Annotated in this window: 38 protein-coding genes; 2 read left to right on the plus strand and 36 right to left on the minus strand. The window is 33.9% G+C overall.

Annotation, left to right across the window (positions count from 1 at the left end; translation table 11 throughout):
- Positions 1 to 44: 44 nt before the first annotated feature.
- The 15 genes from CS562_RS14155 to CS562_RS14215 all read right to left on the minus strand — a co-directional run bounded on the left by CS562_RS14155 (position 45) and on the right by CS562_RS14215 (position 6,648).
- Complete coding sequence (locus CS562_RS14155) at positions 45 to 557, minus strand: siphovirus Gp157 family protein (protein ID WP_099856519.1); 513 nt, start codon at positions 555 to 557, stop codon at positions 45 to 47.
- Between the two features lie 73 nt (positions 558 to 630).
- A complete protein-coding gene (locus CS562_RS14160) occupies positions 631 to 1,698 on the minus strand; it encodes a hypothetical protein (protein WP_099856521.1) in 1,068 nt (355 codons plus the stop codon).
- Between the two features lie 37 nt (positions 1,699 to 1,735).
- Positions 1,736 to 2,089, minus strand: a complete 354-nt coding sequence (locus tag CS562_RS14165; protein WP_180287129.1) for a hypothetical protein — start codon at positions 2,087 to 2,089, stop codon at positions 1,736 to 1,738.
- Complete coding sequence (locus tag CS562_RS32930; RefSeq protein WP_180287130.1) at positions 2,076 to 2,240, minus strand: hypothetical protein; 165 nt, start codon at positions 2,238 to 2,240, stop codon at positions 2,076 to 2,078. The genes CS562_RS14165 and CS562_RS32930 overlap by 14 nt, the downstream gene beginning before the upstream one ends.
- A 37-nt stretch (positions 2,241 to 2,277) precedes the next feature.
- On the minus strand, positions 2,278 to 2,490 hold the full coding sequence (locus CS562_RS14170; RefSeq protein WP_099856523.1) for a hypothetical protein: 213 nt from the start codon (positions 2,488 to 2,490) through the stop codon (positions 2,278 to 2,280).
- A gap of 34 nt (positions 2,491 to 2,524) precedes the next feature.
- Complete coding sequence (locus CS562_RS32935) at positions 2,525 to 2,674, minus strand: hypothetical protein (protein WP_180287131.1); 150 nt, start codon at positions 2,672 to 2,674, stop codon at positions 2,525 to 2,527.
- A 162-nt stretch (positions 2,675 to 2,836) separates the two neighbouring features.
- Positions 2,837 to 3,208 (minus strand): DUF5662 family protein, encoded by a 372-nt coding sequence (locus CS562_RS14175; protein ID WP_218966735.1) that lies wholly within the window; start codon positions 3,206 to 3,208, stop codon positions 2,837 to 2,839.
- Positions 3,209 to 3,235: 27 nt separating this feature from the next.
- Entirely contained in the window at positions 3,236 to 3,619 is a 384-nt protein-coding gene (locus CS562_RS14180; protein WP_125477280.1) for a hypothetical protein, read from the minus strand.
- Between the two features lie 155 nt (positions 3,620 to 3,774).
- A complete protein-coding gene (locus CS562_RS14185) occupies positions 3,775 to 4,017 on the minus strand; it encodes a hypothetical protein (protein WP_099856527.1) in 243 nt (80 codons plus the stop codon).
- A gap of 1 nt (position 4,018) precedes the next feature.
- Positions 4,019 to 4,468 carry a hypothetical protein gene (locus CS562_RS14190; RefSeq protein ID WP_099856529.1) on the minus strand — a complete coding sequence of 150 codons (450 nt, stop codon included), beginning with the start codon at positions 4,466 to 4,468 and terminating at the stop codon, positions 4,019 to 4,021.
- Positions 4,469 to 4,500: 32 nt separating this feature from the next.
- Positions 4,501 to 4,947 (minus strand): hypothetical protein, encoded by a 447-nt coding sequence (locus tag CS562_RS14195; protein WP_099856531.1) that lies wholly within the window; start codon positions 4,945 to 4,947, stop codon positions 4,501 to 4,503.
- 14 nt (positions 4,948 to 4,961) lie between these two features.
- Entirely contained in the window at positions 4,962 to 5,675 is a 714-nt protein-coding gene (locus CS562_RS14200; RefSeq protein WP_257219487.1) for a Gabija anti-defense Gad2 family protein, read from the minus strand.
- 4 nt (positions 5,676 to 5,679) lie between these two features.
- Complete coding sequence (locus tag CS562_RS14205; RefSeq protein ID WP_099856533.1) at positions 5,680 to 5,958, minus strand: hypothetical protein; 279 nt, start codon at positions 5,956 to 5,958, stop codon at positions 5,680 to 5,682.
- Positions 5,959 to 6,003: 45 nt separating this feature from the next.
- The gene (locus tag CS562_RS14210) at positions 6,004 to 6,372 is read right to left on the minus strand and encodes a hypothetical protein (RefSeq protein WP_099856535.1); all 369 of its coding nucleotides are present in this window, start codon (positions 6,370 to 6,372) and stop codon (positions 6,004 to 6,006) included.
- Complete coding sequence (locus CS562_RS14215) at positions 6,373 to 6,648, minus strand: hypothetical protein (RefSeq protein WP_099856537.1); 276 nt, start codon at positions 6,646 to 6,648, stop codon at positions 6,373 to 6,375.
- A gap of 279 nt (positions 6,649 to 6,927) precedes the next feature.
- Between CS562_RS14215 and CS562_RS14220 the strand changes: the two genes are divergently transcribed.
- Entirely contained in the window at positions 6,928 to 7,260 is a 333-nt protein-coding gene (locus CS562_RS14220; RefSeq protein ID WP_099856539.1) for a hypothetical protein, read from the plus strand.
- A 63-nt stretch (positions 7,261 to 7,323) separates the two neighbouring features.
- Here CS562_RS14220 and CS562_RS14225 read toward each other — a convergent pair whose 3' ends face one another.
- The 20 genes from CS562_RS14225 to CS562_RS14320 all read right to left on the minus strand — a co-directional run bounded on the left by CS562_RS14225 (position 7,324) and on the right by CS562_RS14320 (position 20,745).
- Positions 7,324 to 7,548 carry a hypothetical protein gene (locus CS562_RS14225; protein WP_099856541.1) on the minus strand — a complete coding sequence of 75 codons (225 nt, stop codon included), beginning with the start codon at positions 7,546 to 7,548 and terminating at the stop codon, positions 7,324 to 7,326.
- A 4-nt stretch (positions 7,549 to 7,552) separates the two neighbouring features.
- Entirely contained in the window at positions 7,553 to 8,113 is a 561-nt protein-coding gene (locus CS562_RS14230) for a hypothetical protein (RefSeq protein WP_099856543.1), read from the minus strand.
- A gap of 37 nt (positions 8,114 to 8,150) precedes the next feature.
- The gene (locus CS562_RS14235) at positions 8,151 to 8,354 is read right to left on the minus strand and encodes a hypothetical protein (RefSeq protein WP_099856545.1); all 204 of its coding nucleotides are present in this window, start codon (positions 8,352 to 8,354) and stop codon (positions 8,151 to 8,153) included.
- Between the two features lie 19 nt (positions 8,355 to 8,373).
- A complete protein-coding gene (locus tag CS562_RS14240) occupies positions 8,374 to 8,706 on the minus strand; it encodes a hypothetical protein (RefSeq protein ID WP_099856547.1) in 333 nt (110 codons plus the stop codon).
- A 40-nt stretch (positions 8,707 to 8,746) separates the two neighbouring features.
- Entirely contained in the window at positions 8,747 to 9,466 is a 720-nt protein-coding gene (locus CS562_RS14245) for an antA/AntB antirepressor family protein (RefSeq protein ID WP_099856549.1), read from the minus strand.
- Between the two features lie 485 nt (positions 9,467 to 9,951).
- The gene (locus tag CS562_RS33825) at positions 9,952 to 10,227 is read right to left on the minus strand and encodes a DarT1-associated NADAR antitoxin family protein (RefSeq protein ID WP_099856551.1); all 276 of its coding nucleotides are present in this window, start codon (positions 10,225 to 10,227) and stop codon (positions 9,952 to 9,954) included.
- 179 nt (positions 10,228 to 10,406) lie between these two features.
- Positions 10,407 to 10,769, minus strand: coding sequence for a hypothetical protein (locus CS562_RS14255; protein WP_125477282.1), 363 nt, complete (start codon positions 10,767 to 10,769; stop codon positions 10,407 to 10,409).
- On the minus strand, positions 10,741 to 11,121 hold the full coding sequence (locus tag CS562_RS14260; protein WP_099856555.1) for a hypothetical protein: 381 nt from the start codon (positions 11,119 to 11,121) through the stop codon (positions 10,741 to 10,743). Before CS562_RS14260 ends, CS562_RS14255 begins: the two co-directional genes overlap by 29 nt.
- A 223-nt stretch (positions 11,122 to 11,344) precedes the next feature.
- Positions 11,345 to 11,872 (minus strand): AAA family ATPase, encoded by a 528-nt coding sequence (locus CS562_RS14265; RefSeq protein WP_099856558.1) that lies wholly within the window; start codon positions 11,870 to 11,872, stop codon positions 11,345 to 11,347.
- A gap of 16 nt (positions 11,873 to 11,888) precedes the next feature.
- Entirely contained in the window at positions 11,889 to 12,398 is a 510-nt protein-coding gene (locus CS562_RS33440; protein WP_257219488.1) for a 3D domain-containing protein, read from the minus strand.
- A gap of 276 nt (positions 12,399 to 12,674) precedes the next feature.
- Positions 12,675 to 13,067: a hypothetical protein gene (locus CS562_RS14275; RefSeq protein ID WP_099856560.1), complete on the minus strand. Its 393-nt coding sequence runs from the start codon at positions 13,065 to 13,067 to the stop codon at positions 12,675 to 12,677.
- A 99-nt stretch (positions 13,068 to 13,166) separates the two neighbouring features.
- Positions 13,167 to 14,315: an AAA family ATPase gene (locus tag CS562_RS14280; RefSeq protein WP_099856562.1), complete on the minus strand. Its 1,149-nt coding sequence runs from the start codon at positions 14,313 to 14,315 to the stop codon at positions 13,167 to 13,169.
- Between the two features lie 89 nt (positions 14,316 to 14,404).
- Positions 14,405 to 15,544: a hypothetical protein gene (locus tag CS562_RS14285; protein ID WP_099856564.1), complete on the minus strand. Its 1,140-nt coding sequence runs from the start codon at positions 15,542 to 15,544 to the stop codon at positions 14,405 to 14,407.
- 340 nt (positions 15,545 to 15,884) lie between these two features.
- The gene (locus CS562_RS14290) at positions 15,885 to 16,253 is read right to left on the minus strand and encodes a hypothetical protein (RefSeq protein ID WP_063562988.1); all 369 of its coding nucleotides are present in this window, start codon (positions 16,251 to 16,253) and stop codon (positions 15,885 to 15,887) included.
- A gap of 292 nt (positions 16,254 to 16,545) precedes the next feature.
- Complete coding sequence (locus tag CS562_RS14295) at positions 16,546 to 16,926, minus strand: hypothetical protein (protein WP_099856566.1); 381 nt, start codon at positions 16,924 to 16,926, stop codon at positions 16,546 to 16,548.
- A gap of 59 nt (positions 16,927 to 16,985) precedes the next feature.
- On the minus strand, positions 16,986 to 17,120 hold the full coding sequence (locus tag CS562_RS14300) for a cyclic lactone autoinducer peptide (RefSeq protein WP_095205922.1): 135 nt from the start codon (positions 17,118 to 17,120) through the stop codon (positions 16,986 to 16,988).
- Complete coding sequence (locus tag CS562_RS33830) at positions 17,113 to 17,646, minus strand: accessory gene regulator B family protein (RefSeq protein WP_099856568.1); 534 nt, start codon at positions 17,644 to 17,646, stop codon at positions 17,113 to 17,115. The genes CS562_RS14300 and CS562_RS33830 overlap by 8 nt, the downstream gene beginning before the upstream one ends.
- Complete coding sequence (locus CS562_RS14310; protein ID WP_063562991.1) at positions 17,643 to 18,287, minus strand: hypothetical protein; 645 nt, start codon at positions 18,285 to 18,287, stop codon at positions 17,643 to 17,645. The genes CS562_RS33830 and CS562_RS14310 overlap by 4 nt, the downstream gene beginning before the upstream one ends.
- Positions 18,288 to 18,404: 117 nt before the next feature.
- Entirely contained in the window at positions 18,405 to 19,430 is a 1,026-nt protein-coding gene (locus tag CS562_RS14315) for a phage lytic cycle repressor MrpR family protein (protein ID WP_099856571.1), read from the minus strand.
- A 1-nt stretch (position 19,431) separates the two neighbouring features.
- Positions 19,432 to 20,745, minus strand: coding sequence for a DNA sulfur modification protein DndB (locus CS562_RS14320; RefSeq protein ID WP_099856574.1), 1,314 nt, complete (start codon positions 20,743 to 20,745; stop codon positions 19,432 to 19,434).
- A 576-nt stretch (positions 20,746 to 21,321) separates the two neighbouring features.
- Between CS562_RS14320 and CS562_RS14330 the strand changes: the two genes are divergently transcribed.
- A complete protein-coding gene (locus CS562_RS14330) occupies positions 21,322 to 21,549 on the plus strand; it encodes a helix-turn-helix domain-containing protein (RefSeq protein WP_063562995.1) in 228 nt (75 codons plus the stop codon).
- Positions 21,550 to 21,553: 4 nt separating this feature from the next.
- Here CS562_RS14330 and CS562_RS14335 read toward each other — a convergent pair whose 3' ends face one another.
- A complete protein-coding gene (locus CS562_RS14335; protein ID WP_240321279.1) occupies positions 21,554 to 21,922 on the minus strand; it encodes a type II toxin-antitoxin system PemK/MazF family toxin in 369 nt (122 codons plus the stop codon).
- Positions 21,923 to 22,025 lie beyond the last annotated feature (103 nt).

The raw sequence follows: 22,025 nt of genomic DNA on the forward strand, positions 1-22,025 counted from the left end.
ATCATACCACTACTTTTATAATTTGTACATATATTTATTCTTATTTAACTGATTCTCAAGTGTTTTTTGTCATTTACCAGTACTGCACCTTCAACTTCCAATCCATTTTTCACGGCTTTAAGAAGTGCCTTACTATCAATTTTAGGCTCCTGTTCAATTTTAAACGTATCTGGGATCTTCGCTGGATCAATTATATTGATTGATGGTGGATTTACTTGGAGTTTTACTTTAAAGGTTCCAGCATTGACCTTATCGATCTTACTGACCTCAAGTGTATTTTGCATGTAGCTCTTTAGACCATCAAACTTGTTCTGAAGATACTTACGTTTCTTTTCAAGTCGCTTTTCCTCGTTTTTAAAAGCTTCAATATCGCCTTCGATATTCTTCATGAATTTCACAATGTTCTCAACTTTAACTTCAACCTCATCTTCAATTGATTCAAGTGTCTCAATATACATCTGCAAATCATCTTCAGTCATATCCTCATCATCCCAAGCTGCATCAACAAAATGATTAAAGCGTCTGTACTTCTCTCCAAGCTCATAAAGTTTACTCATTCATTATTCTCCTCATATATGTATTATTCTTGATAAATTCTATGTTTCATTGAAATATTTCATCATGAGGCAATCAGATAGTATCGTTACTAAAATCAGATTCTATGTCTTCTATTGTTTGATCAGCAAGCTCGGAAATAAATTTAATCTTTTCCTCTTTAGGAATGTTCAATTTACAAATCATCTCAATTTTCTTGTCCATCCTGATATTTCGTTGCATTATAAACGCTTTCTGCTGAGGATATTGGAAGTCTAGATAATAAAAGTGTCCATATTGATTTTCTGTCATTTGGTCTTTAAATAGTTCAGACAACTCAGTATTAAACTTTAGAAGATATGAATTCTTCTTAACGAAATTCTTATGGATTTCTTTAAGATTTTTCGTCGGAATGAGCTTAAACAATTCTTTAGACTGACTAGTACTGATATTCTGATAGTCTTGTATTTTAAAGAAGTATTCTGAATGACTCTTCTTGTTTAATATTGAATCATAGATCAGTTTGAAGTATTTATCTTGAGTAAGTAGTGGATTCTGCAACAGTAGATTCCATGGAATTTCAACATATGATTCCTTCTCAAATAGATTCTTTAGATTCCCTTTGTAGCGGCTAACAGAGGAGAAATGAAAACCCATATTGTGCTCAAAGATACAACCATTACACACGTACATTTTATAAAGGTTGCTAAAAATCATATCTAACTCACTTTCATTGTAGTCATACGGAAGCTTATAACTTTTTGCCCATAGTGGATATTCGATATCAAAGAGATCAAACAGAGCAAATATGATATCTTTATCTGGATAATATTTAACAATCAATTTAAACCATTGGGGAATCTCATCCTTATGCATCCCCTCAAAGTCAACTGAACTAGATTCTAGGTTTAAATGTGCAATCAATACAGAAATATTATCTAAAGTAATCTTAGACTTAAGAACCTCAAACAACTTCATTTGTTCAGGTTTCTTGTTTGTCTGAGTTAATTCGATGATCTTTTGCTCACTCAACCTATTGACTTCTCTTAAAGAGTGCAACTCATCGAGGTATTCATTAACCCTCTTTTCAACCTCTGTGTTCACCAAAGACATAAAACTGCTCTCGAAACTCTGATAGCTTTCCTCATCATATTCTAAGTACAATTTATTAACTCCTTTTCTCAGTAAAATTTACATTTGATCAAGATTCGTTCGACGTTAAGTCGATACCAAAGAAATATTCGCTGTTTGCCCCTCTTACACTATCAGGTGTGTCAATAAGTTCGATTCTGCTTCCATTTCCAAATTCAATATAACCATTGTTGCCTTTTTGACTTCTCAAAAACTTGCGAATCTCAATCAATTCTCTGAAATTACGTTTCATCATCATCTCATCTACTTCATCCATAATTTGATACATCGCTTCCTGATGATCACTCCGTATAGCCGAAGGACAATCCAATGTGTTTGGAATAGCAGCATTATGTAGTTCTTCGCTTTCAGGGCAACATTGATCAAATGCATTCCACAAACAGTGATTGTTATTGCAATGCATTTGAATCACCTTCAGACACAGACATATCCGACAAGCTTTCAGATAGTTCCTTATATTTGTCGGTAAGTTGTCTTGCATCCTCTTTTATTTTTTCGTCATCATATGTATGCATTTTTAGGGTTACACCATTCAGGGCATCTTTTGTCATCATATTACTTCATCCTCCAATTCTCTAAGAAAGTCCTCTTTTACATAGTTATTTGCTTTAGTAACTCATCATTGTGCTCCATTAATTCCGTATATTTTTCGAGCACATGTTTTAATTCCCCAAGATCTATAAAATCAGAAGCTAAGCTTGTTCCAGTTTCTCTGTTGAAAATAATGAATTTGTTATTATCAAATATCATCTCATGCCTTCCTGAACCTACTGATGAGTAAATGACGTTATCCCAATTAATCATTTCTACACTCCTTTCATTTTCCATGTCAAAAAATTTAACTGCGAACAATCCAATAAACGTCAAAACAATTGTCCCAGCAGATATTTTTTGTTACGTAGCCAGTATCTTTGAACTCTCGGAAGAATCCGTATTTAATATCTGCCTTTTCGATATCCGTCAGATACTTCTCAGCATCTATCTTCATATGTAATTCCTCTACACTGTTGGCGTAAAATCCACCTTCAGTCCCATCAGTTTTACCATAGAGCACTGTGTACTTGTATAGTGAAGCTACTGTATTCTCAAAAATACGTTTCAGGTCATGAGAATATTTAAAACGCTCCATGTTTAATCTAATGGACTTTATTTAATTACCATCATCATGTCGTCTTGTTGCTGCATGCCAATCACAGAACATTTCTACGATATCAAACAGGTTCATGTCTGCAATTCCTCTTGGGTAGTGCTCAGGGTGATGTGAGTTGTTAGCATAATGATGTTTAAGTGCCACACCCATTTTTTCAAGATATACCTTGTATTCGTCAGACCCATAAGTACTCACCTTGAGTTTAGGAGTGTATTCAGTGAAAACCTCAAGTTCGGGAGATTCTAACTTAGATTTATCATGTACAAGTGCTCTTTCAGTCAATTCCTTTGTAAACTCCATCATGAATTCTCTAACCTGACCAATGTGCTCCTTGGTGTCTCGTATACAATGTTCTTTTGTGTATTCGTACATTTTATTATCCCTTTCTCTGTAAATTTTCTATTTCATTAACTTATTGAAGTACTCATGAATGAGCTCATCATCAGACATAGCCTTCTCAATAATGCATTTTAAGTCTTTAATTTGAATTTCTTTAGATCCGTTTTCTTCAATTTTAATCAATAAATCATAAAAGAACTTACCCGTGTTAGCAGAACCTAACTTAAATGCCTTATTTATAGTTGAGTATTCTGCCATTTCTTTAATAATCTCTATATAAATCTTATCCAGTTCACCTGTAGTGTCTCTATTCAACTTCAATTCTCCTTTTCTCTGTGAAATTGCGATTTGATCTGAATTACTTTTCATCTGAATTGGTTTGAAAACAGTGAAAATCATCGTTACACGAAAAGATGGCTTCGGTTCGAATGTTCTTTTTCTCACACAATCCATCACCTTGAAACTTACCATTGGTATAGTCGTCCTTATAATAGATGCAAAAATCACAGAGTGCTCCGACCATCTCGCATTCGCTATCACAGTATACAGCCATTCATTTTATCTCCTTATTTCTAATTATTTATTGTGATTTAATTTGCTTAGCTTAGCTTTTTAATCATATGATCTAGTGTATTTCTTAAAGCAATCGCATCAGCAAGGGAAAAGTCTATCCCACAAAATCGTGAATTGTCTTTAATTGTTACGTAAAACTCATCATCTCTCCCATGCTTCATCGCATTCTCAACATTGTCATGATTCCAAATTAACTGCAGCAAATTGCCATTGCTATTGTTTATTTTTAACTGTAAACCTTCCTGATCTAAATATTGAGTGCTTGACATACTATTCATCCCCTTCATACACAGAACAATATCCTTTAACATACATCTTAAAATTTATGTATAATTCTTCAATCGATTCTGCGTAACTATTAACATTTGGCAAAGAATATAGAAATCTTTTTTGATAATTCGTATTAAAACCATTGTCGTCCATATAGTCTTCGAATGATAACAGCAGGGACTGAAGATATCCTCTTTCTTCATTACTACTTTCACAATGTTGGGTTTGCATATGTAAAAAGTACAATTTGTTCTTTCTATCATAAATGACTTCTATATCATTTAAGGTATACATATTAGCTTCCTTAAAACGATTATCTATTGAAGACTTAACACCCCAAATGTGCTTAAGTCTTCCCTGATTGTATTCATTGTCAGCATAGTCTGGATATTTCATTTTGCAGCGAAACACGTCAATCCATCTTGTTGTAGCATAATAAAAGTCTTTCAAATTCTTACCCCTCTCTTAATGAAATCACGATATCATTTTAGATTTTCAATTTCACTCATTAGGATTTTTTTATATTCATCCAGTCCAACAATATGAACGTGTGTGTCTGGTTCGCTGTGATAATATCCACTTTCATCGTCAATTTCGAATTCCTGCTCAGGATCATAGCAAGTGTAATGTACATATGTATTAGGGAACTTCATAATACTCTTATCGTATTTCTTGGTGTAGCCACCATATATACCTTCCTCTTCGTATCGATTCATATCTTCAATGCTTTCAAAATCCAGTACTTCAGCATCTTCGACTGACAAATGCACACCCCTACGTTTGATTTTGCAGTAATTGAATTCGTAACTCTCAGCTTGATGTTCATAATCAAATTTCTGTCCATCACTTGTTTCCCATTTTTCTTCCACATGTTCACCTACTTGAATACTTTCAAAAACTGGAGTTTTAATTTCGATTTTCTTAGTCATTTAATCTTCTCCTTTTATGACCCAAAATGTCTGTCTGCTTTATTGCTATTCAAAATCTCAATTTCCTTATCAGTAAAACCTACGCTATGTAGTTTCAATAAAACTTTACTCATCTCTTTTTGTGTAATAGTCATTCCACGCTGGATAAATCGCGGAACCCGTACAATTGTTCCTACAATATCTCGTGCTCTTTGTTCGTTGTAAACCAACGCATTACCTTTCAGATATGACCAATCACTCAAAGTATATACTCGTTTATTTTTCCAATAGAACATGTTGTGCCTGAAATCAAATTCCTGAATAACATCCTGCGGATCTCCTACCCATTGAGTAATAATTTGATACTTACCAATGGAGATTGCATTGTTTGTGATAATCAAAGGTAAATCATGATATGTTCCACCACTTATATCACTGCCATGATATCCAGCACGTTCAATAAAGTATTCTCTAATCTCATTAACGAGAGATTGATTTACCAAGAAGAAGTCAAAGTCTTTAGGCTTCTTGTCGTGATATAGACTGTAGATACAGCCACCAGAAATATAAGCCTCCTCTTCAAACCGCTGCCACATCTGAGTTGGTAGCAATTTGATCAATTCATTTTTAACTTCTCTTAAGTGATTGCTAATGTCGTTCAGTTTTTGCTTATGTATTTCTTCGCTACCTCTATGTATTGTCTTTCTAAATAGATTACTCTTCAATAATAGCCGCTTAAATACGTTCAACAACTCAGCTCCTCTCTTTAATCTTCATCAGTAAATTTATGTTCAACGCTTGCGGTAAATAGTTTTCAATACTAACATAGGCCGAGACTAGTGGGATGAGACAATCCGCATGAATAGTTTTTTCTGAGTAAATGCAAGGCTGAACTTGAAAATTACTAACCTCACACTCGCCATCCTCATACTGCTTTTTTACCTCTTCAATGAATTCCTCTTTACTCAGAAAGTCATTAGCTAAACCATATACAAAATCAGAATCTTCTGACCACAGCAACTCTTTTGCCATTTTTATCGTTCTCCTTTTCTAATTGAAATTCTCATTTCGTGAAATTTAACAATACGATCCAATCTTCCGTCTAACTGTGAAGCCTTGTGTATCTAAATACTCGTTCAATTCGCGCGCGCTAATGTTTCCATTATATTTACTCTCAATATCTTCAATTAAAATGTCTACTGCTTTATCTGGCTTCTTAAATGGTTCTGTTGGTTCTGATTTCAATATGTATTTTGTAACTCCACCATCTAATTCTTCACTATGTATTTTGTATCCACGTACATATAACTCTTGAATACGTGCATTGTATCGTAAAGCAATCTTATTTAGTTCTACGTTGGTTGCTCCTGAATCTCCTGCACGTTTTAATGCAGATACAATCTTATCCCTCTGCGTCTCTGTTCGTTCTTGAGTCTCTTTTTTCATCTATTCTCCTTTCTTAGATCTAGCTTCTTTAAGCCGTTCAGCAGCAGCTTGTTTCTGCTCCTCAGTCCATACTCGACCACTACTCTTAGCCCGGAATGACACCTGTCCATAATCGCCTTTGAAATAATGTCCTCCATGCTCATCGACCCGCAACAATTCCAATCCCGCTTTCTTAATCTTTGTAATTACTTTGGAAGAACAACTATAGACTTCCCACTCATTAGTTTCGTCATTACAAACACAAACTGTCTCACGCTCAATAGCAGTAAAACTCAACCAACATCAACTCCCTTATTAAACTTTCTCTTTAACAACAAATCCTATTTTAATTTTCTGTTTATAGTATTCCTCGGCAGGTACTTCCTTTTCAGTTGCTCTTCTACATCTCAAACATCTACTTAAAGATTCTGACTCATAAATTTCGCCATCACACTTAATGCATTTATCGATCAATATCTTAGTCACCTTTCCTGATCAAAGTTTCATTTTATATACATCCTCCGAACTACATGGTATATTTATCCTATAAATTTACATGATTAATAGGAGGAAAGTATGAGTAGTTTGTCTAGAGTTAACAATAAGCGTGTTCCCAAAGAAAAAGATCAAACAAACAAAGCGGTAGTATCATTCATTTTCAGTTTGTTGGGTGTAATAACTTTAATTTGGGTATTATACGGAACAGCTAAAGCAGACGAGTTTATGTTTAGGCCATTCCTTATCACTTTGTTCTTCAACTTAGGTGCAATGATTCTTGGTTGGAAGTCAAGAAATTCACTTGAGTTGAAAGGGCTGGCTGTAGCTGCCATTACTATTAGCGCAATCCCTTTAGCATTAATTGCTTTCGTAGTAATTTCTACTTTACCCGCTTTAATTAGAATGCTTTAGAAACATGTACATATTATTTAATTAGGAGAGCCTTAACGGGCTCTTTTTAAAATGCTGATTTTACTAAAACATCTTTCGGTATCCTTCTTTTTGCCAAGAACCACATAGACCTTCATCTTCCATTCGTTCAATCACATAACTTGCTCCATACCAATTAACAGAGAAAGTTCTCATCACCCATTCAACATAGATAACACCATTTGATTTTGCCTTTCCAACAATCTCATCATAAATACCATTGGCCTTTTTAATAGAGTCATCTATGTATTCTTGTGTTATTTCATTCATATTTTCACTCTCCCTTCTTATGAGTAGCAGTGTTATTTTCTATTAACGAATCAAAATCTAACTCACTTAAAATCTTTAACAGTCTTTCTACTTTTGGAGCTCTCCACGCTGTCATTGCATATGTATGTGCCTTACTTGTGTAATGGTAATGGTTTAACTCAAGATGTCGTTTTGCTTCTGCTTTAGTCAGAAACATTGTATTTGGAGCAATAAAATCTTCTTCTTTCACAAATACCGAATCAAAATATCCATCCTCATTCAAATTGTTTGTTATGTATTGCCAGAGATATTCAATATCTTCATTGTTTAAATGCCATCTCAACTCATCATCTATGTCTTCCTCATAGTGTTCCTCAATGAACTCTTTTAGGTGGTTAAAGTCTTCAAATACTACATGATCACCATCGTTGAAGTAATACTGTAGTTCTCCACTATCATAATCTTCATTTCCGGGTGACTTTTTATAATCCATGATCGTCCAGAAACGTGGCGCTGCTTGACAGTCATTCTCTTGAGTATTTAATTCTGTTTGCAGCTCTTTTAGAAACTTTAAATCCTCGTTCATTCATACACTCCTTTTCTCAGTAAATGATCGATTTCATCTAATCTTGATGATCGTATATGTATTCGAGTTCAAACTCTACGTTCAACGCCTCAAGTAAATTCCTTACAACATCCTCATCAACATCTGTAAATGTACCAACTAACTTTTCATTGACAATTAACTCTGTTCCCCATTCGCTACAGCAACCATCAGAGCAACTGTAATGGTAGTCTCGGACTACAATCTTGTTCAGCAGTTTCACCCCCTTTATACTCCCCCTACTAGAAGAAATGGACATGTTCTTTCCAGTTATAACTATCATCATGTTCTCCATAAAAGTCTGGTGATCTCAACATAGTTAAAATATAATTAACCGCATCTGAAACTACAGACAAAGACTTGTCAATGTAAACTTCTTGATATCTATATCCCCTGCAACCCTCAAAGTACTTTTTAGCCTTAAATGTTCCTACAGTTGTTTTAATACGATCATTTTCTCTTTTCACAATGGATATCTCAGGTAAGAATCTGACTAGCTCATTCATCTTCGCTTCTGCCTTTGATTGATCATCAGAAAATATCATTGTGCTAACATGTGTAGCATTCATACTCATGTCATCTCTCCTTTCTTGATCAAATATCAATTTTATTCAACTACACAACTTGCTCTAGTTCCGTTGCCGCTAAAGAGATATGCTTATATTTTGTATTACATAAGTTTTCTAGCATACTTTTGCGTTGTTTAAAGTCTATTTGACCTATAATCAATGCAATATCCACAAGTTGTAGTTCATACAAAGTTTGATTGATCTGAATTGTCAAATTGTCTCTTGTTTTATCATCCTCTATTTCTAAAAATAATCTTATTTGCTTAGCTTTCGCTCCTAAAAGACACTCATTAATCATATCGGCTTCATTGCTATAGACAAAAATATTCGCTTCTTTCCCATTATGAGTTAACTTGTAATTACTATTTACTGCTTCACATAGTTGTTTGTATCCTTCTTTTTCTGGATTACGTACTAGTATCCATTTTTCCATATCGCGAACTGCTCGTTCCAATAGGATAAAATACGAACGAACTTCTTTTCCTTTTGCACTATTTTCTGATAAAGCAATGTGCTTAGCAGATTCTACAGTAAAATATTGATTCTCCAGTTCTTTAAATCCATCATTTACAAGGTGGATTTTTTTCCACCTTGTAATATAATCAACGTTCTCAGTCCACCCCTGCTTTCTAACCTTTCTATTGAACCAATGGTTGTATTTATCATATGGTTTCCCAAGATGCTCCCAAAGAATCCGATTATCAATAACAAAATTTTTCTCAGTGTGTTCCTGTAGAAGCTCAGGAAAATCTTTTTGGTATTTCATTACAATCTTGATTTCTTTTTCATTAAAACCTAATTTATTTCGTAAGTCTTTTTTCTCAAAAACCTTGATCTTATTCCCATTATCGAGTTTAATATTTTTTATTTGAATACTCTCCTTTAATTATTTGTTTCTTCTTATTTGATTCTAAATAAATTCTTTATTTCACTGACTCTTAGATTCCTTATACTTCCCAATCAATTCCTCACGGGTCATACTGAGCAATGTAATCGCAAATTCAAGTAAATTACAATCTGAAAAATCTTCTTTCCGACAGTAGTTGCAGCTCGTCCCTTGTTCCCAAGTGCTACCCTCTGGAGTGAATCCATCTTCCTCTTCTCGATAACCCTCTGTGTCAGCACATTCATCACAACACCAGTGCATACCACATTCACAACCAGTGTAGCTTCCACAGTCAGGAAATGTATCCTCACAGCTATTGCATGTATAATAATCTACTCCCACTTATAAGTCCTTCTTTCTATGTTTTATTTACTCTTGAACAAATCCATCAATTCCTGATAATCATCCACTAAAGACTGTCTACCTACTTTTATGTATTGTCTTACTACATCTGCCTGACAATTCAAGCTTTTACCTTTGAAGATGTCATTGAATTCATCAAATTGTTTCGCATATTCTACAAGCTCTGGATTATTGTCCAAGTAGTTAACCCACAACATCTTATACCATTGAGATAGTAATCTTAATTCATATTGTCTTCCGTTCAATTCGCATGTGTGTAGGTTCCTTGCCTTTTGCATCCTTCCAGTTAGAAGGTTTAGATTCACCAAACCTTTTACTCAGTTGATAGTGGTTTTCTATTGAATCATATCTTTCCCAAGCCCTAACCTTTGCATAAAATGCTGAATAACGTTTATCGCCTTTAGACGAGCATTCAAGAACTTTTATACTTAGCTACCCCCTATGGAAACTATTTCGCTTATTCGTATGTATTAATTACTTTCTCAATGTCGTTCAATATCTTTTTTATTTCTTCAGCATTCTTTCCAAAAATTGAGCCACCACTTGATTTAATCTCGAACTTGAAGTTGTCCTTGTTCATCTCTGGTTCAACTGGAACAGTGTTATAGATCAATGTGCCTTTTGGAAAAGTCTTTTTGGTGTAGCTGTCGCAATAATCTTCTTTAAGCTCTGTTAAACCTTTACATCCTCTATTCTGCTTAACGCTTTTCTTAGATCTGATCCAGCAATGACCAAGTGTTTTAAACTTATGTACTTCTAAAAGCAAACCTTCTCTGACTCTCCATATATCTTTAATTGCGTGTGATTGAATTTTTTCCATATGTATCGATCCGTTTCTGTAATTTCTTTTTAATTCGTTTGTTCTTTGTCTTTTTTTTCAATTTTGTTAATTTATCTGCTTCTACTTGGTTCAAAATTTCACTAGTTTTCTGATTGTTCCAGATTAGAAACTGTGGCTCTTGTGGAGGAAGACCTTCAACTTCTCCAGATGACCATGTCTCGGCTTTAGCAACCTGATCTCCATACCAACTTACATGTAATTTATTGGCCTTCACATTGCCTTCAATGTCCATTTTAAACTTGTCTTCCTTAAATACTTCCGCTGCCAACGGTTTAACTGGTGTACTAAATTTACTTGCTACTTTTTTAATGAATGCTTTAAATTTACTCATTCGATCTCTCCTTGTTATATGAATTTATATTTCCGATGAAATACAGCTTTTACTGTGACTCAAGGCGTTCAATTAACTCTTGCACCTTGAGTCCGTATTCAGTTCTACTTGCTTTTGCTGAATCAATTACTTTAATAATGTCACTCTGCTTAGAGACGATCTGTTTGACCATCTCATCCACAGAGGTTTCACTTATGTATTTAACTGTTTTAAGCCTATTCATCTAAAGTTTCGATTCAACTTTGATGATGTTTCTGATAATTTTAACTGCTTTGTCAAAATCATAGTTGGGAACCTGATAGTCATAACGCTTCTTACTAAACTTAATTCCGTCAGTATTGATACGAGACAGAATTCTAAGTACATCGTCACCACGTTTTTGCATACGTTTCATGCGTGTCTCTTTATCGACTTTCAGATAAATTACTACAAATTCAACATCCTTCATGCGCTCTTTTAAATCCTTAATACCCACAGGGTCAACAACGTAAATATCCGAATTCAAGAGTTGTTTCTTCGTTGCGAAGTAATGGTATCCTTGGATTTGAGAATACGCGGCAATCTCATCTTTTGCTTTATACTTCCCATACTCTTCATCGTTACAAAATGTGTGTCCCCACTCATTCTTATGACGTTGTGGTCTTGTGGTATAGGACTGCAAGATTTTATATCCGTCTTTTTCAAGTTCTTTTACAATCTCAGTCTTACCAGCTCCTGAGTAAGCCATAATGCAGAATATTTTCTTCTTCATATGTATTCATCCTCTACTACTCAATAATTCTTACTTTTACGTGCTTCTTTCGTCCGAATTCCAGAGCTTCCTCTTCGCTCTCAAAGTACACGTCGATTTTTTGCCCCTTAATCGCGCCACCTTTATCGAGGACGGTTCTTTCGCCTACTCCATCTATGTAAACACGAGTTCCTTTAGGGAGCACTCGCCAGTCAGCAGCTATTGTGACACCCTCTTCTGTTTTAGCTCCACTTGCTGTGATACCATAGTCGGGATCACCTTTACTTTTCCCTGTGCTATTTTCATGATTGGTATATGCAGTTAATTCAAAGTACATCCAATCATTCTCATCATTGCTATTTTTACTTGCAGTTGCTTTAACTTGCTTGACTTCCTTTTGAACAACTTTCTTAACCTCAACGGACTTATCAACTTTTTTAACACTCTCAATCTTAGTCGTGTTTTTCGCTTCTCGTGCTTGATTGGCACTTTCTAATCCTGCCTGACCAATGGACAGTGCCAACAATAGAGATAGGAGTACTTCCAACGTATCACCTTCCTGATATTTGATTATAGTAAAGCCCCACTATCTCAAGTGAGGCCGTATGTATTATTGATTTACCACTGCGTGATGACAACACCATTATCTTTAATGAAAGCAATGGCTTCACCGTTTTCATTTTCAATCCATCCCTGATAGCCTGTTTCAGATCCCTTTGAATATTGATAATATTTCATATTTTTCACCTCCTTAAAATATCATTTGAACACTTGATCAGATGGACAATGTACCATTTTTAATGCTCTCGGCAATTCTATTCATTTATTTTTTTGTCTCTTCGCTTATTGATCCGGGTAAACTTTGAATTACATCGATCTTCATGCAAAGTGGTAAACTGGACTTCACACTCATCAGTCGTTTGATTAACCGTAATTTACTTTGATAGTTTTTCATGTTACCGATTTTAATATCCTCTTTTGTCTCACTCTGAATACCTGTAATTTCTGACTCGATAGATTGGTTTAATTTATCGAAAAATTCTTTATATTTAATTAATTCAGGATTTTTAGTACTAGACACAATTAAACTCACAATTAGCCCAATACTATCAACCACCGTTTTATAGTCCTCCGCCTGACCTGACTTTCTAAGGTTCACAAGAAGCTCCATTAACTCACCAATATCATCTTTATAAGAATCAATATTAACGGTCATATTCTCTCCTATCGTCTATATGTAGATCTATATAGTTTGTTATAATCTACATATAGACATCTATTCTTTATGAAATCTGTCTTTCACAAACTCTATGTATTAGATTGATTTTACGAAATCAAGCGCTTCTTGAAGCTTCTCTGTATCAGTAATTGTTCTGAAATTAGGAACACCAAGGATATCTTTAAATTTTGGCACAATCTTTTCGGTTTTATCATTAGAACTGAAACGATCAACCTCTGTTTGAATGGCGTTGATTAAGTCGTCGGCTGAAGCTTTTGCTTCCTCGTTTTCAGCAAATTCTTGTGCTTTTTGTTCCTGAACTGTTTCTTGTTCTTCCTCAATCTTCACAATATTCTTTCTTGACTCAGCATCCATTTGGCCTTTTACAGCCTCCTCATAGATTCGCATAAACTCTTTAGAACTATAAGGAACGGGCTCGGATGGTAGGTTTACATAGCGACCACCACCAATGGACACAAATTCATTCGGACGGAACAGCATCATGACCTGAGTCTCATGGAAAGCACTAGCTTTATCCTTACCTTTTTTGTCTTTGATATTTTCATCCAATTCATTTCCATCTTTGTCCAAAATCACGGTATCGTTATATAGCGTACAAATCAGACTAGCCTGAGACTCGAACACCTTTTTACCAGTAGCAGACATCATCATATCAATAGATGTAAATTTGTTGCCATTGCGAAGAGTAGTTTCTCTCTCTTTAGACCATGCGAGAGACATCGTTCCGTAGCCCGAATTTTCTAATGTATCGAATTGTTTATTCATTTCTGCCGTAAGAAGTGTGTATCCATTATCAGAGGTTTTATCACTAATTTCTTTAAGAGAAGTATATCTTGACCCATTTCTCTTGTTGAAGTCTCTAATTACCCACTCTTCTGCTGCTGCCATAGCTTTATCAGCCGTATCTACGCCAAGAAGTTTAACAATTTTATTTGTACTTGCTTCCTCAACAAGATCCTTTACAACTGTACTTCGGAAATATTCCCATTGATCTGCTGGAGTTTTACCTTTAGCATGAATAGGGACAACGTTCTTCAAACTCCATGTTTCCCAACCTTTTTCAAATGATAGTAACATGTAGTCATCAGGATTGTCGTAATGAAGTTCGGTTACTTCTTTCCAAAGTCGTGTTTTACCCGACTTATAATTTCCTACTATAAGCGAACGAATTCCATGTAAAGCTACCTTTGGTACATTGTTAATTACTGCGTCTCTCAATCCCATAAATTAAACATCTCTCCCTGATATTATTTTTTTTATTTTAAATTAGTTGTTTAGGAGTGCCATAAGACACTCCATATCTCAATTACCAATTAAGCAAATGGATCATCGCTCTTATCAGTTGCAAATGGATCGCTCTCAACTTGGCTAAACGGGTCATCTGATTTGTTTGTGTTGTTAAATGGGTCATCGTTGGTTGATGCTGCTGCTTTTCTGAATTCCTCTTCGGTTAGCAATTCACGCATAATACTACCTTGAACATAGCTCAGTACCTCTAAACCTTTTTTATCTCCATTAGTCACACGTTCTTGCCGGGTCACTTTTTCGCTACTGTCAACTTGGCTAAACGGGTCATCTGATGCAATTTCCTCCACAACATCTACATAAGCAAATGTCGCCCGGTTATTATCCTGTCCAATTACTTCGATGAAATCATATGTATTCAGAGAGGCGAATGCATCAGCCATAGAGATTCCTTGCTCTACTTTCTTCTGATAGACCATCAATTCAACATCTTTTGGTTCAGATCTATCCATACCATTTGTTAGGACAACTGCGTTTACTTTTGTATCACCAGTTTCACTATCTTGATATGTGGTATTGATACCAATCTGCATATTAAATCGATTTACTTCAATAAAGTCAGGTGATTGGAAATCACAAACATAGTTAATGGTGTTTTTGTCGACTTTAATCTCTTTGACTTCTCCATCGATAATTACTTTACCTTCATCGTTAACTGGATTGATAAAGCTGATTTGTCTTGAGATTCCTTTAATTACTTTCCCGTCTTCAGCTTCAAACTCGTATGGGATATATTTCCCCTTAACTTCCACCCAACAATCTTTCTCTACGATCTCTTTAAACTTTTCAATTCTATCCCATTCAGGCTCAATGAGATGATATGTATTATCTGGATAAGCTTCTTTATTGAATCTTTTATTCCATTCTACTTTTGCAGACTTGCCATGTTGTCTGCTATATGGATATGCAAATGGCTTCTCTTTGCCTGTAATTTTAACCTTTAGTTCATTACTCATTGCAGTTTCAATAATAAATTGGAATACCTTCTTTTTCCCATCTTCTTCAGTTGAATAGAACGGAATGTCTTCCCAATTATCTGTATTCTTATCTTTTTCTTTGATCGGTTTTACTTTACCAACGAAATGAAATCCACTATTAAATTCTTTTCCACCATGATTATTGTTGAGTTTAATTTTGTAATCTGCCATTAATTAATTTTATCTCCCTTTGTGTATATGTATTTTTGGATTGATGTCTCTTTGGCTAATTCAGTTACATCGGAGGACTTCTCAATCTGCTCGTCATATGTTTCACCACCTTTTCAGAGTAAACTTGCTGCCTCTATATAATCACGCTTAGCGTGTTATTTTATTCTCCGTCATTCTTTCATATACTCTCGCATGCTTCACTTTTCAAGCAAAATTTCTTGATGAAACTATTACTTCATCAGCTTTTTTCGTGTTAAGCACCTCATATATCCATTATATGCATACATTATCATTTTGTAAATATGTATTTTTATTCTTATTTTGTTGCCGGGTGATCCGGCTACAGAAAATACCCAGTAAAACTATTAAATTTAACATTTGGGTCTTTGATGTGATAAGTATATATAGTAATTGGATCAATGCAATTCAGTTTGCTTAACTTATCACTATTGATGCGCTCTTGAAATAGGCGCTCCAATGCCATAGGCGGGTTTACATTGTAGGCTTCTACAAACTCATTTTGCGACCTGTAGCGCGTTTCTGAGATCTTCTGAAATCTATACTGCATAAGCCAACTGTTAATTTGCTTCCCATTCATACCGCTGCACTGTCGTACAAATTCTTCGTTGTTTCGATAGTCTTGAAAAAAGAAATTAGCTATAGTAATAAGTCCTATCGACTTCTTATCAATATTCAAGGTGTTTTTCATATTTTCATTTCCTCTCGTATCTTATGATGAATACTGGGTGTGATTTATCTTATGTATTTATTTTAATCCATCTTTTAGCACTTGACAAACACTTTAACCCCCCGACTAAAAATGCTTGACAAGTAGATAATATTGGAAAGTTAGCCATCTTAATGTCGATAAGTGTCGAATAGAACATTTATAGAACTTGTGTTCGTATTCCTAATTATACAACAATTTATGAGTTAGTCAAAGTATATATACCATTTGGCAACATATTTTATTACGTATTTTTATTCCTTATAGGTTGATATCACTTCTTGCCAAATAACTTCTTAAAATACTCTTTTACAACACTCTTTCGGGAATCTCCTATGATCTCTATGTAATCGTTCGCCTGTACATCAAAAAACATCTTACCTTTTTCATAGTCAATATGTTCTGCATGATATAAGTTACCCATTCTACCACGATCTACAACGACTAATCCATGATGCTTGTGCATCAAATGCATGATTGCATCATTGCTTGTACAATAAATGAAATCTCCCCCATCAGTATGAAAAACAGTCTTATATTCCTTTTTGCCATTGATCAACTCTTTACTTGAAGATTTGATATCAACAATCTTTAACCATTCGGCTTCATCATTTATTTTTTTTCCCTCTTTCCTCTGGACAATAATGTGATCCATTCTATTACACCTCTTTTGATAAATCTGCCCTCCACATTTTAGTGCAGAGGGCATTGTTATTATTTTAATTCTTCAGGTACTGGCTCATTGTGAATCAATGTCCAGCTTGCAGTATTAACGCCAGCTACAGCAATAGCTGTCAGCAAAAATCCAAATGCAGTCATACCAAATTTCATCATTTTAATTTTATTCATTCCTATCACCTCCTTTCAAGCGAATCAAAAGGAGACTTTGAGCAAACATCGAACAACTGATAATGGGGTCTCTTATTAAAGCTCCCACTAGTACCGTAAGAATTGCTATGTACTTTAAGTATATAAAATATTTACTAAGAATCTTTGTTTGGTTCTCAATATTTGATGGTGCGAAGATTGTCACCAATATTAAAGCTGCTATAGAAAATATCCATTCTATACCTTCAAATAAATTTCCGAATGTCGCAATTGTCAATATCAGTATGCTTGAGTAAATCAAACATATCTCAGGGTATTTGCTGTGATATCCTCCAGAAGAAAGCCGCAGCGCAGAAAATGACAGAATACTGATTAAAACATTATTATAAATGTTAAACATCAAACCCACAAGTAACAATAACATGATAGGTAAGATATTTGAAACAATAAACTTTATTCCGTATCTGGTGATCCCATATGGCGGCAATTCAGTCGGAAAGCGATCAACTAATTTTCGTGAAATATTGTTTACATAATTATCTATCATGCCAACTCACTCTTTTCCTTAACAACATCAATGAATATAATATTGATTAGACATATTAACCAGAATAACAGTCCTAGGTATACATTCTCAATTTGCTTTACATTGTATAATATCACTACTGCCAACAGACCCAGAGTACAACTGATAATATTTGTTTTATTGAGTTTAATTTTAAACGTATAATCATATGGTAGTGTGGTGTACCAAATTCTTCTTTTTTGCAAAATTAACGTTAGAGCTATTAGAAAACCATCGCCTATCAATTGAATGTACATCCCGAAATTTTCAAGAGTATAAGTATAGCCTGATCCAGAGGCCACCATGATTAAAATGGCTATTATCATTTGAGAAACAAATTGTGCTCCGAATCCGTAAATTGCTAACTTAACACTACTCCAAGGTCTTATCCGAAAGTAAAATGTAAGTGATATAGCCAGTAACAGAAAACATATGATGGGAATAAAACTTGATATTGCTTCATTGGACTTCATGTAAAAAGTGCCTATTGAGATAACTACGTTTGTGACTAATATTTCCTTCCAATAATCTCGAAAACTCACTTTAAAACAACCAAAGGCGAACATAAAAATTGTAATACCATCTAATAAAGACATTAGTGCATAAATCAGATCGTTTTTCATTTCATCTTGTCTCCCACTGTTTAAGAATAAATATATGTATTTGATAAACTAAGAATAACATGCATTTATTAATAAGTCAAACACTTTTATAAAAAAAAGAAGAATAAAGGATTAACCTTATTCTTCTCCATAAAACTTCTCTATATTTTCAATGTTTAAAAAATCTGCCTTTAGTCTTCCATACGAGATTTCACCATTTTTACCTATGCCTACATTATATTGCCTCAACACTTGCTCATAGTCTTCCTTACCCAACTTTTTGTCATTTTCATAATACAACTCACTAGCCAACTTTAGCATCCCACTGTTTCGTATGTTCGTCGCAGTTAACATTGGTAACTGGTACATTTCAGCAATCCTGGCTATCCTTCTGTTTATTAGCGCTGGAGCAGATGGAGTATTACCAGAAGATTTTGTGCGTGCGTTTTCGGCAGCTCTTATTATATAGTCAGTCTTGACTAGATAATTTTTGTTGTTTCTCATTCCTTCAAAGTCAAGGCCATTATTCTTAAAGTATATATCCTCGTCATTTGCTATTCGCATTATATTGTACAAGTCAGATGTAACCTTCAGAGTTCTTTCTTTGTTTCCATCAACAGTTTCATTAATCAAGCGAACATTGTAGTGATCTGGATCATCATTTATTTCCTCAAAGAATTTCATTTTTAATGTTAAAAGCTCACTATATTGTCTACCATAGATTCCTTCGTATAGACCAAGTATTACCGCTTTATCTTGATAATTTATACATTCGTCAACAACATCTTTCTTAATTTCAGTGTAACTAAAGAGTGTTTGCTCACTCGTGTCCAAAAATTGTTTATAAAATTCTCCAGACGCAACTGCATCAAGTGGATTTATGTTGTCAGTACGAAGATCCTGTTCAATAGCCCATCTTATATAATTTTGAATAATATTGCCTGAATGCATTACAGTACTAAGTTTAGTAGCCTTTAGAATAAACAATAACTGTTTTATTTCATCTAAATTAAAGTCATATAGGTCTTTTCCAAGTTTGTTTTCTATTTTTGCAGCTCTCAACAATACTCTGCTATATGCTTTTTTTGTTGATTCAATTTGATCTTTTAAGTACCTGCTCTTTTGATTAGGATTGTAGAACTCCTCATAATATATCTTGTTCATTTTATTTTACACCTCTAAAAATAGATTCAAAATAACTTATCAAGTTATTGCGCGCTAAATTATTTCCTCTTATGCCCTTAGTACTCAACATACCTATCAGTTTTTCATCATCAAAATCGATCTGGTTAATCATTTTATTTAAATCTCTAAGATTAATATCTTGTTCTTGCATATATTTAGACAGCACAATGTATCCTATAAACATTAAAGGGTGTCTCATTACAGAGTTAGTACTTTCTTTAGCTTTTAAGGAGAATTCATCTGGATATTTCCCCACAAGGTATGCGAAAAAATCAACCAAATAGTCGCTAGTCTCTAAAACATCAAACTGTATTTTTAGTGGAAAAACTTTATCTATAGTATATGAAAGGATATCAAAAGTCGTAAGCTCTCCTGCTGGTATACTAACTTGAGATGACGATGCTATTCGTTTACCTATTTCAGATTTTCTTTGTAGGTTAGCTACCACTTTATCTGACATTCTTTCTTGAGCAAGCTCTTTTCTTCTTTCTGTCTTAAGAACATTAATTGTGTTTATTTGCCCAAAGAATTTTTGAGCTGTCTCATGATCATAAGTTCTCACAGATAGTATTTCAACTAAGTCAGCATTCGGATTGATCTCTAGAGCAGCCAAGGCTCCCTGAAGACGATGGAATCCATCCAAAATAGATATAATAGCACCATCATTTATAGTCAATGTTCTAGTTTCTTCATGATAGGTTACTGGTTCTATCTCAGTTGAGTATACGTTTAATACTATCATATCTTCTAAATAATCATTATCAGCCATTTTTTTAGAAATGCGCTTTACACTGGCTTTATTTACTATTGGCGTTTTGACTATACCACCAGAAGCATTTGTCTTATATTTAGCACCACGTTGAGTTTCATAGTCGTAAATTATTAGCTGACTTTCAAACATTTTTACTAATTCTTTTATTGAAATCTTTGTTACAAAACTGTCGTACTTTATTTTTATAACATCATTTAGCGGGATAGGCAGGTATATCTTTTCACTTATTGTTTGACCAAGAATATCCAAAGCATCTCTAACTTCTCTGTCTCCAAACAAGGTCTCTGTATGTAAATCTCTATCTTTAGTTAACTTATATACTGCAATAGAGATACCTACAAGTAGTGGAATATCCACTTCCGAAATTATTTCCTCATTAGCTAGTATAGACTCAACCATTCCATAAGGCACATTTAATTCAGAAAGAAATACATTTAATTCATTTAATGATTTTCTTGATTTCTTAACTAAATTTAGGCTTTTAATTATTCTTATTTCAATCTCTTTTCGATCAATTTGCATACTTATGTACACTCTCCTTTAGATTCATTATAGCATATAAGCATAAATATAATACATTATCTAAAGGGATAACAATATATCTTTATTATTGCTTCATAATATTTTAACAATTAAATCTCACTAAAAAACTATTACTTAACTTCTGATAACTAATTTACTACAATTTTATTGCTATTGCAAAACGTTTATATAGCAAAAAAAGCCTCATAATACTTGAGGCTTCTCATTATCTTTAATCCATTGTTTTAGATTTAAATTAGTTTTTATTATTGTATTGTTCTCATTATCATAAATTCTATAACCATTAAACATGAAATTGTTTAGTTCATGAGGTTTGTTTGTTCCAATGCCTAAAAACTTCCACGTCTCTAGCTTCGAATTTGAATCATATTTTACCAACTTCATTAAACAATACCTCTTCATACAAACTAAGCCCCTCTGTTACTACGATAATTAACATGTTAAAATGAAGATTCATGAATACTCCCATTGTTTTGGGAGTCTTTTGCTATGCAAAAATATTGGAACGATTTTCGTTCCACCTTACTTCTATTATTATAAAAGGAGACTTTTTACATGTCAAGTTCTAATACTAATTGGTGGTTTGAGATCACGCTAGAGCAAATTCTTGCTTCAAAAGATATATCTAAAAGAGAGCTGTCTAGGCTAACAGGAATTAGACATTCTACTATTAATGATTTATGTAATAATAAGGTCAAACAAATCCCTTTAAGTAATTTAGCTTCTATATGTGAGGCATTAAATATTACCAATTTAAACGAGCTAATTAAACTACATAAGTAATAGATTACATTTGTAAAGATATTGACAATGCTTTACTTATTGGCTGTTGAAATTTTTCTGGAAGAGTAGCAATTTTAAACTCTAATTGATCTTTGGATATTGTCATTATCTGCTCTAATAGAATAATACTGTCGTCATAAAGTTCAATCTCATTTGCCTCTACTCTAACATGAGTTGGCATTGGCTTTTTTACTTTGCTTGTAACTGGAGCCACAATAACCACTGGACTAAATTTATTTCCTTTATCATTCCCCAAAACAACTACTGGTCTTTCTCCGCTTTGTACACTACCTTTATTTCTTCCTAAATTAGCATTCCACATATCAAGTCGTTTAACTTCTTTATTCATAATTCGATCCATAGCCACTGCCATGATATCACACTCCGCATTTTCATTATATTTATTGTTTATATTTGTTTGTCATCTGTATATTTATTATTATAATAGATTGAACTTCATATAACAATAGGGAACT

It is taken from the genome of Paenibacillus sp. LK1 (assembly GCF_002750415.1).
Lineage (GTDB): Bacteria > Bacillota > Bacilli > Paenibacillales > Paenibacillaceae > Paenibacillus > Paenibacillus taichungensis.

Excerpts from the sequence above, each read along its gene's own strand:
- CS562_RS14155 (WP_099856519.1), bottom strand. The coding sequence starts at position 557 with ATGAGTAAACTTTATGAGCTTGGAGAGAAGTACAGACGCTTTAATCAT.
- CS562_RS14165 (WP_180287129.1), bottom strand. The coding sequence starts at position 2,089 with ATGCATTGCAATAACAATCACTGTTTGTGGAATGCATTTGATCAATGT.
- CS562_RS32930 (WP_180287130.1), bottom strand. The coding sequence starts at position 2,240 with ATGATGACAAAAGATGCCCTGAATGGTGTAACCCTAAAAATGCATACA.
- CS562_RS14170 (WP_099856523.1), bottom strand. The coding sequence starts at position 2,490 with ATGATTAATTGGGATAACGTCATTTACTCATCAGTAGGTTCAGGAAGG.
- CS562_RS32935 (WP_180287131.1), bottom strand. The coding sequence starts at position 2,674 with ATGAAGATAGATGCTGAGAAGTATCTGACGGATATCGAAAAGGCAGAT.
- CS562_RS14175 (WP_218966735.1), bottom strand. The coding sequence starts at position 3,208 with ATGTACGAATACACAAAAGAACATTGTATACGAGACACCAAGGAGCAC.
- CS562_RS14185 (WP_099856527.1), bottom strand. The coding sequence starts at position 4,017 with ATGTCAAGCACTCAATATTTAGATCAGGAAGGTTTACAGTTAAAAATA.
- CS562_RS14195 (WP_099856531.1), bottom strand. The coding sequence starts at position 4,947 with ATGACTAAGAAAATCGAAATTAAAACTCCAGTTTTTGAAAGTATTCAA.
- CS562_RS14205 (WP_099856533.1), bottom strand. The coding sequence starts at position 5,958 with ATGGCAAAAGAGTTGCTGTGGTCAGAAGATTCTGATTTTGTATATGGT.
- CS562_RS14210 (WP_099856535.1), bottom strand. The coding sequence starts at position 6,372 with ATGAAAAAAGAGACTCAAGAACGAACAGAGACGCAGAGGGATAAGATT.
- CS562_RS14220 (WP_099856539.1), top strand. The coding sequence starts at position 6,928 with ATGAGTAGTTTGTCTAGAGTTAACAATAAGCGTGTTCCCAAAGAAAAA.
- CS562_RS14225 (WP_099856541.1), bottom strand. The coding sequence starts at position 7,548 with ATGAATGAAATAACACAAGAATACATAGATGACTCTATTAAAAAGGCC.
- CS562_RS14230 (WP_099856543.1), bottom strand. The coding sequence starts at position 8,113 with ATGAACGAGGATTTAAAGTTTCTAAAAGAGCTGCAAACAGAATTAAAT.
- CS562_RS14240 (WP_099856547.1), bottom strand. The coding sequence starts at position 8,706 with ATGAGTATGAATGCTACACATGTTAGCACAATGATATTTTCTGATGAT.
- CS562_RS14245 (WP_099856549.1), bottom strand. The coding sequence starts at position 9,466 with ATGAAATACCAAAAAGATTTTCCTGAGCTTCTACAGGAACACACTGAG.
- CS562_RS33825 (WP_099856551.1), bottom strand. The coding sequence starts at position 10,227 with ATGCAAAAGGCAAGGAACCTACACACATGCGAATTGAACGGAAGACAA.
- CS562_RS14255 (WP_125477282.1), bottom strand. The coding sequence starts at position 10,769 with ATGGAAAAAATTCAATCACACGCAATTAAAGATATATGGAGAGTCAGA.
- CS562_RS14260 (WP_099856555.1), bottom strand. The coding sequence starts at position 11,121 with ATGAGTAAATTTAAAGCATTCATTAAAAAAGTAGCAAGTAAATTTAGT.
- CS562_RS14265 (WP_099856558.1), bottom strand. The coding sequence starts at position 11,872 with ATGAAGAAGAAAATATTCTGCATTATGGCTTACTCAGGAGCTGGTAAG.
- CS562_RS14275 (WP_099856560.1), bottom strand. The coding sequence starts at position 13,067 with ATGACCGTTAATATTGATTCTTATAAAGATGATATTGGTGAGTTAATG.
- CS562_RS14280 (WP_099856562.1), bottom strand. The coding sequence starts at position 14,315 with ATGGGATTGAGAGACGCAGTAATTAACAATGTACCAAAGGTAGCTTTA.
- CS562_RS14285 (WP_099856564.1), bottom strand. The coding sequence starts at position 15,544 with ATGGCAGATTACAAAATTAAACTCAACAATAATCATGGTGGAAAAGAA.
- CS562_RS14290 (WP_063562988.1), bottom strand. The coding sequence starts at position 16,253 with ATGAAAAACACCTTGAATATTGATAAGAAGTCGATAGGACTTATTACT.
- CS562_RS14295 (WP_099856566.1), bottom strand. The coding sequence starts at position 16,926 with ATGGATCACATTATTGTCCAGAGGAAAGAGGGAAAAAAAATAAATGAT.
- CS562_RS14300 (WP_095205922.1), bottom strand. The coding sequence starts at position 17,120 with ATGAATAAAATTAAAATGATGAAATTTGGTATGACTGCATTTGGATTT.
- CS562_RS33830 (WP_099856568.1), bottom strand. The coding sequence starts at position 17,646 with ATGATAGATAATTATGTAAACAATATTTCACGAAAATTAGTTGATCGC.
- CS562_RS14310 (WP_063562991.1), bottom strand. The coding sequence starts at position 18,287 with ATGAAAAACGATCTGATTTATGCACTAATGTCTTTATTAGATGGTATT.
- CS562_RS14315 (WP_099856571.1), bottom strand. The coding sequence starts at position 19,430 with ATGAACAAGATATATTATGAGGAGTTCTACAATCCTAATCAAAAGAGC.
- CS562_RS14320 (WP_099856574.1), bottom strand. The coding sequence starts at position 20,745 with ATGCAAATTGATCGAAAAGAGATTGAAATAAGAATAATTAAAAGCCTA.
- CS562_RS14330 (WP_063562995.1), top strand. The coding sequence starts at position 21,322 with ATGTCAAGTTCTAATACTAATTGGTGGTTTGAGATCACGCTAGAGCAA.
- CS562_RS14335 (WP_240321279.1), bottom strand. The coding sequence starts at position 21,922 with ATGGCAGTGGCTATGGATCGAATTATGAATAAAGAAGTTAAACGACTT.